General features: G+C 43.9%; 11 protein-coding genes and 2 tRNA genes. 7 read left to right on the forward strand and 6 right to left on the reverse strand.

Translation table 11 applies throughout. The features are described from left to right. Window positions 1-220: 220 nt before the first annotated feature. A complete protein-coding gene (gene argJ / locus AC6RV6_RS08640) occupies window positions 221-1,492 on the reverse strand; it encodes a bifunctional ornithine acetyltransferase/N-acetylglutamate synthase (protein ID WP_500240439.1) in 1,272 nt (423 codons plus the stop codon). 121 nt (window positions 1,493-1,613) lie between these two features. On the opposite strand from argJ, the gene AC6RV6_RS08645 reads away from it, so the two are divergent. From AC6RV6_RS08645 to AC6RV6_RS08655, 3 genes are all read left to right on the forward strand, one after another. Continuing rightward, a tRNA-Phe gene (locus tag AC6RV6_RS08645) sits at window positions 1,614-1,685 on the forward strand. Window positions 1,686-2,017: 332 nt separating this feature from the next. Beyond that, window positions 2,018-4,780, forward strand: coding sequence for a CHASE2 domain-containing protein (locus AC6RV6_RS08650; RefSeq protein WP_500240440.1), 2,763 nt, complete (start codon window positions 2,018-2,020; stop codon window positions 4,778-4,780). Between the two features lie 96 nt (window positions 4,781-4,876). Continuing rightward, window positions 4,877-6,520, forward strand: a complete 1,644-nt coding sequence (locus AC6RV6_RS08655) for a GspE/PulE family protein (protein WP_500240441.1) — start codon at window positions 4,877-4,879, stop codon at window positions 6,518-6,520. Window positions 6,521-6,897: 377 nt separating this feature from the next. On the opposite strand, the gene folP is transcribed toward AC6RV6_RS08655, so the two are convergent. After that, complete coding sequence (folP, locus tag AC6RV6_RS08660) at window positions 6,898-7,752, reverse strand: dihydropteroate synthase (protein WP_500240442.1); 855 nt, start codon at window positions 7,750-7,752, stop codon at window positions 6,898-6,900. 6 nt (window positions 7,753-7,758) lie between these two features. After that, window positions 7,759-8,484, reverse strand: a complete 726-nt coding sequence (gene tpiA, locus AC6RV6_RS08665; RefSeq protein ID WP_500240443.1) for a triose-phosphate isomerase — start codon at window positions 8,482-8,484, stop codon at window positions 7,759-7,761. Between the two features lie 170 nt (window positions 8,485-8,654). On the opposite strand from tpiA, the gene AC6RV6_RS08670 reads away from it, so the two are divergent. The 3 genes from AC6RV6_RS08670 (at window position 8,655) to AC6RV6_RS08680 (ending at window position 10,315) form a co-directional block, all read left to right on the forward strand. Next, window positions 8,655-9,515 (forward strand): class I SAM-dependent methyltransferase, encoded by an 861-nt coding sequence (locus AC6RV6_RS08670; RefSeq protein WP_500240444.1) that lies wholly within the window; start codon window positions 8,655-8,657, stop codon window positions 9,513-9,515. Continuing rightward, window positions 9,512-10,231, forward strand: a complete 720-nt coding sequence (locus AC6RV6_RS08675; RefSeq protein ID WP_500240445.1) for an HAD family hydrolase — start codon at window positions 9,512-9,514, stop codon at window positions 10,229-10,231. Before AC6RV6_RS08670 ends, AC6RV6_RS08675 begins: the two co-directional genes overlap by 4 nt. Window positions 10,232-10,242: 11 nt before the next feature. Then, window positions 10,243-10,315, forward strand: a tRNA-Ala gene (locus AC6RV6_RS08680). Between the two features lie 22 nt (window positions 10,316-10,337). Here the strand turns inward: AC6RV6_RS08680 and AC6RV6_RS08685 are convergent. Together AC6RV6_RS08685 and AC6RV6_RS08690 are read right to left on the reverse strand one after the other, a co-directional pair. Beyond that, window positions 10,338-11,165 carry a CPBP family intramembrane glutamic endopeptidase gene (locus tag AC6RV6_RS08685; protein WP_500240446.1) on the reverse strand — a complete coding sequence of 276 codons (828 nt, stop codon included), beginning with the start codon at window positions 11,163-11,165 and terminating at the stop codon, window positions 10,338-10,340. Between the two features lie 139 nt (window positions 11,166-11,304). Next, window positions 11,305-11,724 carry an AbrB family transcriptional regulator gene (locus AC6RV6_RS08690; RefSeq protein WP_500240447.1) on the reverse strand — a complete coding sequence of 140 codons (420 nt, stop codon included), beginning with the start codon at window positions 11,722-11,724 and terminating at the stop codon, window positions 11,305-11,307. A 554-nt stretch (window positions 11,725-12,278) separates the two neighbouring features. On the opposite strand from AC6RV6_RS08690, the gene AC6RV6_RS08695 reads away from it, so the two are divergent. Further along, on the forward strand, window positions 12,279-13,274 hold the full coding sequence (locus tag AC6RV6_RS08695) for a succinate dehydrogenase/fumarate reductase iron-sulfur subunit (RefSeq protein WP_500240448.1): 996 nt from the start codon (window positions 12,279-12,281) through the stop codon (window positions 13,272-13,274). Between the two features lie 15 nt (window positions 13,275-13,289). Here the strand turns inward: AC6RV6_RS08695 and AC6RV6_RS08700 are convergent, their stop codons facing one another. Next, window positions 13,290-14,615: a four-carbon acid sugar kinase family protein gene (locus AC6RV6_RS08700; protein ID WP_500240449.1), complete on the reverse strand. Its 1,326-nt coding sequence runs from the start codon at window positions 14,613-14,615 to the stop codon at window positions 13,290-13,292. Window positions 14,616-14,800: the final 185 nt, after the last annotated feature.

Consider the following 14,800-nt stretch of genomic DNA (forward strand, 5'->3'; position numbering starts at 1 on the left):
TTTAAACTTAGGAAGCAAGTATGCAAAGTGTAGGAGTCCTCAGCAAATTCCATCAGTCCGTTTGGAAAGATGTTTACGCAGACTCCAGTGGCTTGCTCGGTCTCTAAATATCCTCGCTACCCAACCCTGTCATTTTCAAGTTTTTCCTTTCCCTCTAATAGATTTTGAATTGATTAGAGAGAAAAGAGTTTCTTGTTGTGATATGGGAAAAATTACAAAATTAAGTCGTATATTCGGCGTTAATTTTGACGTAATCGTAACTCAAATCGCAACCCCACGCCTTACCCGTTCCCGAGCCATTGCCCAAATTAACGGCAATAATTAAAGGACTATCTAAGTGTTGAATGAGTTGACCCGTTGCTGTTTTCCCGGAAGATTTTTCGGCAATTTCTTTCATATAATTGCTGGCAGCTTGTCGGTCAAACGGTAGCGGTTGTCCCTCTTCTATTAAGAGAAAATCTCCTAATTTAATGGTTAAGCGATCTTGCTCGAATCGCACCCCTGCCCGTCCTGCGGCTCCAGCAATGCGTCCCCAGTTGGGATCTCGGCCAAAGATTGCAGACTTCACTAACGACGAGCCAGCAATGGTTTTGGCAACCTGTCGCCCGTCGGCATCATCCGGCGCACCGGAGACTTGCACTTCAATTAAACAGGTGGCTCCTTCTCCATCGCGAGCGATCGCTTTGGCTAAATACTGGCAGACTTCTGTGAGCATGGCTTCTAGCTTTTCCGCATCGGGTCCCATTTCTCGGATCGCCGTGGTGCGAGATTGACCGTTAGCAAGGGCAATTAAAGTGTCATTGGTGCTGGTGTCCCCATCGACGGTAATTTGATTAAAACTCTTATTGGCGGCGCGTCGGAGCATTTGCTGCCACAGATCTGAGGAAACTAAGGCATCGCAGGTCACAAAAGCGAGCATGGTGGCCATGTTGGGATGAATCATCCCCGATCCTTTAGAGATACCGCCGATCCGGACTGGGCGATCGCCAAAGGTTGTCTCGAGGGCGATAGATTTGGTCACTAAATCTGTGGTCACGATCGCGGCTGCCGTGTCATCTCCTCCTGTCGGAGATAGTGCGGACACTAATTGGGGAATTCCAGCGCGAAACGATTCCATCTTCATGCGCTGTCCGATTACTCCTGTGGAAGCCAGTAAAACGGCATCGGAGTCAATGTTTAAGTTTTCGCCGATTAAACGGGCAGTTTCGAGGGCATCTTGTAATCCTTGTTCTCCAGTCGCCGCATTCGCTTGTCCGGCATTACAGAGAATGGCACGGGCAACGGCTTTCTTTTGCAAAACCTTGCGGCAATAGTCTACGCAGGCTGCCCTCACGACGGATTGCGTAAATACTCCCGCCGCGATCGCTTCTGTTTCCGAGACGATCAATGCTAAATCTTTGGCCCCGGAAGGCTTTAATCCGGCGGCGATTCCTGCTGCTTTGTATCCTTTGGGGGCTGTGATTCCGCCGTTTACCTGCTGCCAATCTGCCATATCAATGAATAATGCGATCGATGAACAATTATCAATTATTAATCATTAATCATTAATCGCGCAATTCAGTGATGATGAAATTCAAAGCGAAACAAATATACTGCAATGAACTTATTCTTGAAGGAGAGTAGCTCAATGAGTAGAGCCTGCGGTTGAAGCCCGCAAAATACGGGTTCAATTCCTGTCTCTCCTGTAATCGAGTTACGATCTGAGAAGTAAGTTGATTGAATTCGCGATCGGTTGTTTTTTCGATCGCTTCTTTTGTGTCATGAGGAGGGTATTAAAGGAAGAGAAGAAGCGATATAAACTTAGCAAAATAAAGTTTAATATTAAGTTTTTTTGATGATTTGATTGAGTTCTTGTTTATGCGATCGCATTGTGATATGCTTATTTCAAAATGGGAAATAGTGGCAGCTATAGATAAGTCAAAATATTCCCATTATGATACAAATAAAAATAACAGAAAAAACAATAAAAAGCAAGGATTTTAACCCAAAAAAATGTTAAAAAATATTACTAACAGCCATGAACAGTTATCGATATCAAGTTGGCGGAAGTTTAACCAATGATGCACCGAGTTATGTAGAAAGAAAAGCCGACTCAAAACTCTATAATGCCTTGAAAGCAGGAGAATTTTGCTATATTCTCAACTCGAGACAAATGGGAAAATCCTCTCTCCTCGTCCGTACTAAATATCGACTCGAAGCCGAGGGATTTCATTGTACAGCATTGGATGTAACGGGAATTGGTAGCGAAAACATCACCTCAGAACAATGGTACAAAGGAGTCGTTTCTCAACTCTGGCTGGGTTTCAACTTACTCGGTAAAGTCAACCTAAAAACATGGTGGCAGGATCGGAGTGATTTATCACCTCTGCAACGTTTAAGTCAGTTTATTGCCAATATTATTCTGCCACACTTTGAAAGCGATCGCATAATTATTTTTATCGATGAAATTGATAGTATCCTGAGTTTGCCTTTTCCCATTGATGATTTTTTTGCACTTTTACGTTTCTTTTATAATCAGCGAGCGATCGATCCAGAATATCAGCGCATTACCTTTGCAATTTTTGGCGTTGCGACTCCTTCTGATTTAATTCGCGATAAAAAAAGAACGCCATTTAATATTGGTCAAGCCATCCCATTATCTGGTTTTACCCTCGAGGAAGCACAACCGCTAAAAAAAGGATTAAGTGACAATGAAGCCAAAGCCCAAAATATCCTCGAAAAGATTCTTGAATGGACAGGAGGACAGCCATTTTTAACTCAAAAATTATGTAAATTGCTGAGAGAAGAAGAAACAGTCACCAGTCACCAGTCACCAGTTGAACAACAGATCGGAGAAAATAGCGATCGAAATCTAGTTGCTCAAGTTGTTAATCTGCGTATTCTTGAGAAATGGGAATCTCAGGACGATCCGGAACATTTACGAACAATCCGCTATCGCATTCTCAGTAATGAATATAGGGCAAGTCGCTTATTGGGAATTTACCAGCAAATTTTGAGAGGAGAAGAAGTTAAAACTGATGATAGTCGGGAACAAATTGAATTGCTACTCTCTGGATTAATAGAAAGCGATCGCGGCAAATTACAGATCAAAAACCCAATTTATCAAGCTGTTTTTAATGAGAAATGGGTCATTACGCAATTGGAAAATTTGCGTCCATACTCTCTTAAATTTAATGCTTGGATTAAATCCAAACAACAAAATGAAACGGAACTCTTACAAGATTGGGAATTGAAAGAAGCCCTCGCATGGTCTCAAAACAAGCAACTCGGAGATCTCGATTATCGTTATCTCGGAGCGAGCCAAGAACTCGCCAAACGTAACGCCGAAAGTAACTTAGCTGTCGCCAAAGAAGAACGAGAAAAAGCAGAATTTGCTTTGCAAGCAGCAACCCAAGCCAATCATCTTTTAGTCGAAGCAAGAAACACTGTAAAAACCGCCGCAAAAACTTTGCGATCGCGACCTATTTGGATCCCTTCGATTGCCGCATCGGTCGCAGGCGGTATATTATTATTACGCTGGCTGAGTCTCTTACAAGGACTGGAATGGGTCGCGTTAGATTGGCTGTTTCAAAATCGTCCTGCATCAGGAATTGACCCGAGAATTACTATTATTACAATTGACGAACCCGATTTACAAAAAATTGGTCAATATCCGATTCCTGATGGTATTTTAGCTCAAGCGATCGCAAATCTTAAACACCACAATCCGAGAGCAATCGGCTTAGATTTATATCGAGATTTACCCGTCGAACCCGGACACCAAGAATTTAAGGAAGTCTTAGAAAATACGCCTAATTTAATTACTGTAGAAAAGCTCATTGGCAGTCGTATTTCACCTCCACCTGTATTAGCAAAAAGCAATCGCGTTGCACTAGCAGATCAAGTATTAGATGAAGATGGTAAAGTTCGTCGTGCTTTACTCTCAGAACGATCGCCAGAAGATCGATTGCGTTTTAATTTAGGCTTAGAACTCGCCTTGCGCTATTTGAAACCTGAAGGAATCGAACCAAAATCTTTAAGCGATCGCAGTATCCAACTCGGAAAAACGCGCTTAGTTCCTTTTCAATCTAACGATGGGAGTTATATTCGTGCAAAGAGTGGCGGCTATCAGATTTTATTAAATTATTGGGGAACAAAGGAACAATTTACAACCTTTTCTTTCAGAGATCTATTGAGCGATCGCATTCCCTCGGAAGCCTTAAGCGATCGCGTAGTTTTAATTGGTGCAACCGCAGATAGTGTCAACGATCTTTTTCAAACTCCCTACCGAGAATTATATATGGCTGGCGTTATCATTCATGCCAATATCGCCAGCCAATTATTAAATAGTGCTTTAGCTGGACGATCGATGCTGCAAGTATGGCGCGAACCTTTAGAATGGGTTTGGGTGTTTATTTGGGGAATAATGGGCGCAACTTTGGCATGGTATTTCAAGGAATTCCCTGATATTGCGATCGCGACTTTCATCGCTTGTCTTTGTTTAGTTGGTATAAGCTATGGTGCATTTTTAAACGGATGGTGGATCCCCCTAATTCCGACCTTATTCAGTGTGATTTTTAGTGCGATCGCGCTTCCTTTCGCAACTGCAAAACAATTGGAAAAACAGCAACGCGATCGCGTCGTCGAATTATTACTAGAAACTCGCAAAGCATATCCCGCCGCCGGACAAATTGCCCTAGAATACCTCAAACAGTCAGAAAGTCCCGAAGATCGCCAAGCGATCGAACAAATTATTTGCAATTCAGACAATACTGAAAATGGCTTAAAATCAGTTAACTAAATCCCAGAATCACTGATGAATTGTGACGGTTGAAGTGTTAATTATTTTATTTCCTTTGCTAGAATTGAGAGAGATAAAAGGTTTGGGAGAAAAAATGTGGTCCAACTGCTGAAAACACCCACAGCATGGCAACAATTAAGAAATCGTCAAATTACTTGCGATCGCGCCTTATCTATGTTAGTAGATGAAGAAGGGTTAATCGACTCGACTTTACTCGATGCAGAAGTTAGCGATCGCTTTTTTCGCGAATTTCCCCACAAAAAACTTTTACCTCCCGTTGTCCCTTTACTACTCTGGCAAAATTGTTATTACTTGGGAAGTCCCGTCAAGATTTCGACAGCAGATTTGCGAATGATGCGCGATCGCACCTTTGCAGAGATCGAAATCGTTCCCGTCACAGACAAAAGTTACAATAAATGGTATCACACTTATCATTATAATCCCAAAAATATCACTTCAAGCCCTCTTGTTAATCCCCTTACTGGAAAAATAGAACAAGAGGACATTAGCGAAACCACCGAACTTTATCTCGCCAAAGCCGTCGATCAAATCGAGCGGATAAAAACCCTAATTTCCGGTGCTTTGCGAAACCGTGCCAGCGATATTCACCTCGAACCCATGCAAGAAGGGTTGCGAGTGCGCTATCGTATCGATGGCGTATTGCGGGATATTACGACACTTCCCATTGAAATCAGTCGTCGGGTGATTGTTGCGCTAAAAGTGATGTCTGAGATCGACATTGCTGAAAGTCGCAAACCTCAAGATGGACGGATCGGCGAACAATATGCCTCGGGAGAACAAGTGGAATTAGGGATGGATATGAGAGTGAGTACCCTTCCCTGTGTTTTTGGAGAAAAAGCCGTTATTCGTTTACTGCCTCGCAAAAATCCCTTCAAGATTCTTGGTGATTTAGGTTTCTCTCAAAAAACCCTTGAGATTTATAAAACTTGGTTGACGCAACCTCAAGGAATTATCGTCTTTACCGGTCCCACGGGTTCGGGAAAAACCAGCACGCTCTATACGAGTTTGCAAGCTATTTCGACAGAACACGTTAATGTCGTCACCGTAGAAAACCCCGTCGAGTATATTTTACCCCGCATCACCCAAACTCAAGTCAATGAAGCGGCGGGAATGACCTTTGCAGCAGGAATGCGGGCAATTTTACGGCAGGATCCAGATATTATCATGGTGGGGGAAATTCGCGATGAGGAAACGGCTGAGACTGCCGTGAGAGCCGCATTAACAGGACATTTAGTTCTCACAACGCTTCATACGAATGATGCTCCCGGTGCCATCCCTCGCCTCAAGGATATCGGACCCGATCCGGGTTTAATTAGCGATGCTTTATTGGGAATTGTCGCACAGCGTTTAGTGCGGCGAGTTTGTCCCCATTGTGCCGAACCTTATGCCCCCACGGAAGAGGATTTTGATAAGCTCAATGTAGACTCCAAACGCATTGATGTTTCTCAATGGCGTAAAGGAAAAGGGTGTAATATGTGTTTTGAGTCGGGATATTTGGGACGAGAAGCGATCGTAGAACTTTTGGATGTGGACGATACCATCCGAGAGATTATTTATGATGGTACGATGACTCAATTACACCGCTATTTAAAGAAAATTAAGTTTGCTTCTTTCCGCATTGCAGCGATCGAAAAGGTCGCTTTAGGCGTGACAACAGTTGAGGAAGTATTGCGGGTTTTACCTTATAGTTCTTTACGCCGAAAAGCATTGGGAGAATAACAAAAATAGCCTGCTATTGGTAGAAAGACCCAGATTACAGAATGGGCGCTCTGTAGAAATATATTTCCTTTTCCTCTTCTCCTCTAGCTGCTATAAGAAAAGTTCATCCAGCAGTCTTATTTGGTATAATTTACTTAAGAGAATTTTTTGCTTAAACTTGAGGAAAACCGCGATCGCATCTCTAAACAACTAAGTCAAAGTATCGGGATCGATACCGAGTTTTAACCAGCGATCGCGAAACTGTTGATTTTTGCTTTGTTCTTCTTCTAAAGCCGCTTGAGTTTGATAGCCAGTCATAGTTTGCACGCATTGAGATAACTCCAGAATATCGCAGTCAAATCAAGCGAGAACGTTGATTTTTCCTTGGCGCGATGCTCTTATCCCTTTCGCCAAATCTTATCGCTCAAGCGACAAACATCCACCATTTCCGGGACATCGTGAACCCGCAAAATATCGCAACCTAAAGCGATCGCACTACAACAAGCCGCCGCAGTTCCCCAAATTCGCTCTTTAGGGTTCTTTTTTCCTAAAAAATGACCGATGAAACTTTTGCGAGAAGGACCCACCAAAATCGGCAAATTCAGAAACTGAAATTCCGGTAGACGTTGAAAAATTTCAATATTTTGCGGGTAAGTTTTCGCAAAACCAATACCGGGATCGAGAATGAGGCGCGATCGCACAATTCCCACTTTCACGGCTTTCTCAATTTGTGCTGTAAAGAATTGATAAATTTCCTTGACAACATCCTCATAATCCGTAAAAGATTGCATCGTTTCGGGAGTTCCGCGCAGGTGCATCAAAATATAAGGCACCGCCAATTGAGCCACAACGGGAAACATGTCCCCATCAAAAGTTCCCCCGGAAATATCATTGACGATATCTGCCCCCGCTTCAATGGCTGCTTTGGCGACTTGCGATCGCGTCGTATCAATGGAAATGGGAATCGAAGAGTGAGATCGCAACCGTTCAATCAGGGGAATCGTGCGCTCTAACTCTTCTTGTAAAGAAATCTGTCGCGATCCGGGGCGAGTAGATTGTCCCCCCACATCAATGATATCTGCCCCAGAAGCCTCCATTAACTGAGCTTGAGTCAAAGCAGCTTCGAGGTTATCAAACTCGCCTCCATCGCTAAAACTGTCGGGAGTCACATTTAAAATTCCCATTAAAAAAGTGCGTTCTCCCCAGACAAAAGAACGCCCTCGAATTTCTAAAGGAGTTAATCGCTCACTCATTCCTTCTTACTGATAATTAACAAGGCGAGCAAAACTTTCCGGTTCTAAACTCGCCCCACCAACTAATGCCCCATCAATCTCTGGTTGTGCCATAATTTCATCCACATTGCCCGGTTTGACAGAACCGCCATATTGAATAGAAACATCAGCATTCGTCAACTGAGAACGAATTAAACCGATAATCCGGTTCGCTTCCTTCGCATCGCAAGTATCCCCGGTACCGATCGCCCAAATGGGTTCGTAAGCAATGACCAAATTATTTTGATCGATATCCACCAATCCTTTTTTCAACTGATGGGAAATAATCGCTTCGGTTTCTCCCGCATCCCGTTGTGCTTTGGTTTCACCAACGCAAAGAATCGGAATTAAAGTATGGCGTTGAGCCGCTTTCAGACGCAAGTTTACGGTTTCGTCCGTTTCGCCAAAATACTGACGGCGTTCGCTGTGACCGACAATAACATAACTCACTCCCAATTCAACGAGCATCGCCCCCGATATTTCTCCAGTATATGCCCCCGAATCTTCCCAATGAATATTCTGTGCCCCCAAGCGCACGCGACTGCCATGCAGGGTTTTAGACATGACTCCCAAGGAGGTAAAAGTCGGACAGAGAATAATCCCTCTGTCTTCATCAGTATCGGTAGTTTCAGGTAAAAAGGCTTGCAAAAACTCGCGGGACTCCGCCTGAGTTTTGTGCATTTTCCAGTTTCCAGCAATCAGTATTTTTCGCACGGTTTAACGAGATTCGCTCCAACGCAAATTGCAAATAAACAGTTTAGAACGTTATGGGGGTTAAATCAAAATTATTGGGGGCTGAAGCCGGAATATTGCATCATAACGTTGAGAAAAGTAAAATTTTGTTACAATTTTTTCAATTCATCGATCGCAAAGGCTTGTAAATTATGGCAGTTCGTCAGGATACTCTTTGGAAACAGGTACTCGAGCCGATTTTCGGAATCTTGCTCGATGGCGAAGCGATTGAGCAAGTGCAAAATAAGATTGATTGGCCAAAGGAATGCGATCGCTTTGAGACTCCCGATTTTATTTACCCCGAGTATTACCGATCGCAGAATTTTCATGGCGTTGAAGGCGGTTATTTAACCCCGAGTGCGGCGACAACTTACGATCCGATTACTCAATGGGTTCTCCCTCCGAGTGAAGCGTGGATCCGGGAAGCGGCGATCGCGGCGATCGAAGGACAACCCCAACGCATTCTCGATCTAGGTTGCGGTACTGGCTCGATGGCATTTCGCCTCAAACAGGCGTTTCCGACAGCCGAGGTCACGGGATTGGATTTATCGCCGTATATGCTGGCGATCGCGGATTACAAGTCACGAGAAGCCAATTTAAAGATTGACTGGCAACATGGAAAAGCAGAAAAAACCCTATTTCCCGAACAATCATTCGACTTGATAACCGTTGCGTTACTCTTCCATGAAACGCCCTCCCAGATCGCCCGAGAAATTCTCAGAGAATGTTTCCGCTTGTTGACCGTGGGAGGACAGATTATTATTTTAGATGGCAATCAAAAAACGCTACGGCATACGGAATGGTTGAACAATATTTTTGAAGAACCCTATATTCAAGACTATGCAGCCAATGCGATTGAAGCTGATTTAGATGCCGTTGGATTTGTCACCGTACAAGCCCGAGAAATTTGGTGGATTCATCAAGTGACCCAAGCCATGAAACCCACATCGATCGCGAACCCACCATTAGCTAAAGTACAGCCAACAACGAATAACCCACAACCAATTCAATGAGCCTCAAAGCAATTCTTTTTGATTTTAACGGCACGATTATTAATGATGAGCGCCTTCATAAGAAGCTCGTGTATCAGATCATGCTCGAAGAGAATTTGCGTCCGGTTTCAGGGGAATATCGCGAGATTTGCTTGGGGAGATGCGATCGCATTGGGTTGAGAGACTTGCTCTCTCGTCGAGGACGAATGGTTTCTGATACTCACCTCGAAGGGTTAATTCGTAAAAAATCGTTGGCGTATCAGCGAAAGTTAGGGAAATTAGAAACTTTGCCAATCTACCCGGGAGCGATCGCATTTCTGCAACAACTCCAAGCCGCTAATATTCTCATGGGAATTGTCACCGGTGCCGTGCGATCGGATGTTGATTTTGTTTTAGAACGCGGGAAAATACAAGAATATTTTCAAATTTTTGTCACGGGAGATGAAATTCAGACGAGCAAGCCCGATCCCTATGGTTATCTCCTCGCGATCGAACGCATTAACCGCCAATTTCCTCAATTGCAAGTTCAACCGAAAAATTGTTTGGCGATCGAAGATTCTCCTGCTGGGATAGAGGCGGCAAAACGAGCGAAAATACAAGCGATCGGTATTGCTCACAGCTACCCTTTTCACATGCTCCAACGTCAAGCCAATTGGACGGTAGATTCCTTTGACGAAATCGAGTTGGAGCGACTGCAAAAATTCTTCGCTCTGGGCAAAGAAACTGTGTTACAATAGTAAGCTGATTCGGGGGATTAGCTCAGTTGGTAGAGTGCTGCGATCGCACCGCAGAGGTCAGGGATTCGAGCTCCCTATCCTCCATAAATATTTCCCTAAACATTTGCTAAATTACTATTTTTCCCAAAAATAGTCCCAAACCGGTGATGAGCAGACAGGCAATTCCGGCTAAACCAGCAAGGGGTTTTTGCCGAATTCCGATCAGCCAATTTGGTGCATTCTCGGTATAGGACATCAAAGCAGAAGAATCCAAGCAAGTTAACCCCCAAATCCATCCTGCATGAAGTCCCCAAGCTAATCCCAAGCTCCCATCATCTACCCATCTGGATAATAACAAAACCCCCCCCATTAACCCCAGTCCGGGTAATTGAGGCAGGGTATCCTTCGCCTCCCAAAGCAGGTGGGAGAGGGCAAAAATAAGGCTGGAAAATACAATTCCTGCCCACAATCCACTCTCTCGGGCGAGGACATTAAATAAAAATCCTCGAAAGATCGCTTCTTCCACGATCGCGATCCAAAGCGCTAGGGCTAAAATTGGCATTAATAATTTACCAAAGTGGGATAATTTTTCCCGATGCCATTGCACCCAACCCCATCGAGATTCACAGGCAAAGACAAGCGACAATCCGAAAATTCCCCCGATCAGTCCCATGCCGAGAGAGACAAAAAATTGGGGCTGTAAGATTAAACCATAATGGCGGAAAGATTCTTCGCGTAGAGAAATTAACCCTCCAAGAATTAAGGGCGCGATCGCATAAAGAGAAGCCAGTAAGGGCAGTTTTTGCTCGGGAGTTAGAGGTTGAGTTGGCTGCCATTTGAGGAAGATTGCTAAGGGTAAAGCAATCGGTAACCACGCTATCGCCCAAATTACGAAAAAGGCGATCGCAATGCCCCATCCTTCTGCCCTTATCAGTCGCTCAATTCCCGGTTGCAAGAACAATAAGTGTTTCCAGATAATCAGCGTTTTATTGCGTTTTATGACGTTGAACGCCTACCGAGAGCAAAGAGAAATTGCTTTAAAATAACCCTCAGTAGACGTTGAATTTTATGTCAAAATAGAAGCGATCGCGGTCTTAAGCGACTTCGGCCTCTTCCATTTCTTCCTCATCGTATTCACCATCCTCAGCCGTCTCGTCGAGTTGCTTGAGGTGAATGTGCTTGTAACCCAGCTTAATTTCAAACATATCGCCTGGTTTCAATCCCATTGCCTTTGTATAGGTAGAACCGATGACAATTTGACCGTTTTGATGCACGCTAACTTTATAAGTCGGTTCTCGTCCGCGACCGTCTTTTGCACTGTCTGGATCGAGAGCAACGCCTTTGGCGGCAAGCACTGCATCGTAAAAGTCCGTCAAATTGACGCGCACGCTGCCACTTTTTGTCGAACTGTAATAACCGCAACGTTTTGCTGTTTCTCGACGGGGCAGGTGGGATAGCTCTTTAACTTTACTGAGTAAGGCTTTTCCCGTTAATGGATTTGGTTGTTCGGACATAATCTGAAAAAATATCCTCGAAGTTTCAGTGTTTGTCTGAAGCGTTTCGCTTCTAATATCTCATCATATAAGAAATATATCCCTAAATGTCTACTCATCGTCAAGTTTTTTTCTGAATAATTTTAACAATTCACAAAATTTAGGCGATCGAGATTTACTTACCTCGAAAAAATAGAGGATTGCGATCGCGACAGATCGGGGTAAAACGTTAATTTTTTTGAGAGGTGACACGGATCTGACACGATTTTGCCGCACACGATCGCGCTTTTTATAGGGAAGATTTTGCCGCGATCGCACCGGATGAGCAACAGAGGGAAATTTTTTGCACGGGGAGTTGTGAAAAAATGAGACGGGCAATAGCCAATGGCTGAAATTGAAAGGAGACAATGAGAAAAAAAGAAACGGGGCAGGAAATGTTTTAAACTAAGAGAAGGCTCGAAGGTCTTGCAACAATAGAGAAAAGAGGATTGGTTCGGGAAATTTCTCGGGCGGGAAAGGTTGGCAAGGAAGCATCGAGACTGAATCGCGATTAAAAAATTAAATTTTGTCAAGGCATGGAAGTTACTTTTAAGATTCTCAGGCAGCAACCCAACACCCCGCCAAAATTCCAGAATTATACGTTGGCGGTCGAGGGCGGAAAGACTATTTTGGAATGTCTTAATCGTATTAAGTGGGAGATAGATGGAACTCTCGCATTTCGCAAGAACTGTCGCAACACGATTTGCGGCAGTTGTGCCATGCGGATTAACGGTCGTTCTGCTTTGGCTTGTAAGGAAAATGTAGGCAGTGAAATTACTCGCTTTGTCAAGGAAAATACTGAGGCGAATTCTACAAATATTCCCGAAATTACGATCGCGCCTTTGGGAAATTTTCCAGTGATTAAAGATCTCGTGACGGAGATGAAAAGTTTTTGGGATAATTTAGAAGCGATCGATCCTTATGTCAGCACTCGCGGGCGCAAAATTCCCGATCGCGAATTTTTACAAACCCCAGAAGAGCGATCGCATTTAGAAGCCTCGGGCAATTGTATTTTATGCGGTGCTTGTTATTCCGAATGCAATGCGCGAGAGGTGAATCCCGATTTTGTCGGTCCTCATGCTTTGGCGAAGGCGCAACGCTTGGTGAAAGATTCCCGGGATAATGAAACGGAAGAACGCTTAGACGAGTATAAGCAAGGAATACAAGGGGTTTGGGGTTGCACGCGTTGCTATATGTGCAATGAAGTCTGTCCGATGGAGGTCGATCCGATGGATCGCATCGGGGAGATTAAACAGGAAATATTGACCCGCAATACTCGCAGTGTCAGCCGTTCCATTCGCCATCGCAAGGTTTTAATCGACCTCGTAAAAGCGGGAGGGTGGATCGACGAGCGTAAATTTGGCATTCAAGTCGTGGGCAATTATTTACGCGACTTACGGGGCTTAATGAGTTTAGCACCCTTGGGACTGAGAATGATCGCCAAGGGCAAGTTTCCCGTCACTTTTGAGGCATCTGAAGGGACTCGGGAGGTGCGATCGCTAATTGAGTCAGTGAAAAGGAGTAAAGAGTAAAGAGTAAAGAGAGATTTATTCTTTCCGTTTACTTAAGCGTTGATAGACGGTTGCGAGGCCGCGATCGTCTCCAACGTTACCGGGAAAGAGGACGACAGGAAGTTTAGGAAATTGAGGATGATTATCTGGAGTAATGACCATCGAACATCCCGGTAAAATTTGCCCCAATAATCGCGCCGATCGCAGTTCTAACCCCGTACTTAAGACATCATTGGAGGTAATGCCCCCTTTACTAATCAAAAAACTGATTTCGGCAGGCAAGCTTTTAACAATATCCATCAATAAACCGGACACCGCTTTACCAAAATTTAAACGCTGTTGAATGTCAGTAAACTGTAACTCTGTTCGACTCGTATAAATAGTCGGAGTTTGTCCGGAATGATAGGCTGCGTTAACTTTTTCTAAGATTTCTGCTTGTAATACTGCTTTTGCAGCTAAATTATCTCGCAAGCGCGTCACATCGACTTCGATCGCTGCAATGCCCGGTTCTTGTAATAATTGTTCGAGTTGTCGCGTGGTTTTTTTGACGTGAGACCCCACTAAAATAACACCCGGTTTTGGCGATCGCTCGTATTCTGCCATATTTTCGGCAGGGACGGGTTGCGGCCCCAATTGTGCCAAAGAAGTCAGCAAACTGGCCGCACTGCGAAATAAGAAGCGCTTTCCTGCGGCTGCTGTCGCTAAAATATCCTCGGCGAAACGATCTAAATCTGTTTGTTTTTCAGCATTGACGACACCGCAAACATTTCCCGTTAAACCCATTAAGCGATCGCGCGTTCCTTGACGAATTTCCGTTAAAGAAAAACATTCTACAGCATTACTTTTGATACGTCCCTTGGTTTTTTCTTCTACATAATCCGGTAAATAACTATAGCGATAACCAAATACAGAATCTTGAGCGAATTCGGTTTCGTGAACGGGAGTTTCTACTCCATCAATTAATAAGTAATGAGTATTATTGCGGGTAATGCGTCCTCCTTCAAAAAAAGCAGGGGTTAAAAAATGCGCGTCAAAAGGTCCCAATTCTGCGGCGATTGTATCGGTTTCTACGGGATAATGACCGCGTAGAGTGGAATCGGAACGACTGACCACGAGAAAATCTTTAATTCCTTCCGCTTCAATCGCAATTTTCAAATTGCGGGTAACTTCCCTTGTGACTTCTGCGGCTTGTTCTGGGGTTAAAGCACGAGTATTGCTTAAAATAAAGACAATCGGGGCATCATCAGCAAGTCCCAAGCGCAGGGTTTCGACATCCCAACGCATTAATAATAAGCAACTGTGAACGGTTTGGGAGCCGGTGGGGTCGTCGTCGAGAACGATTATTTTTGGGCGATCGCTCATAATGTTTCACTAAGCAGACAATTTTCTAGTAAAGCAGATTTTGAGCAATATCGAACAATTAATTTTTAGGCAGAAAAAAGACGATCGCTTGCTCATTAATTTGAAGCGAAGGTGAAGAATTTTAGGGGAAAAAAATAAAGATTTAGCGATCGCGTGACAATGTATTGCATTTTCTTGCATTTTCT

The sequence above is a fragment of the Spirulina sp. LEGE 11439 genome (assembly GCF_059821285.1).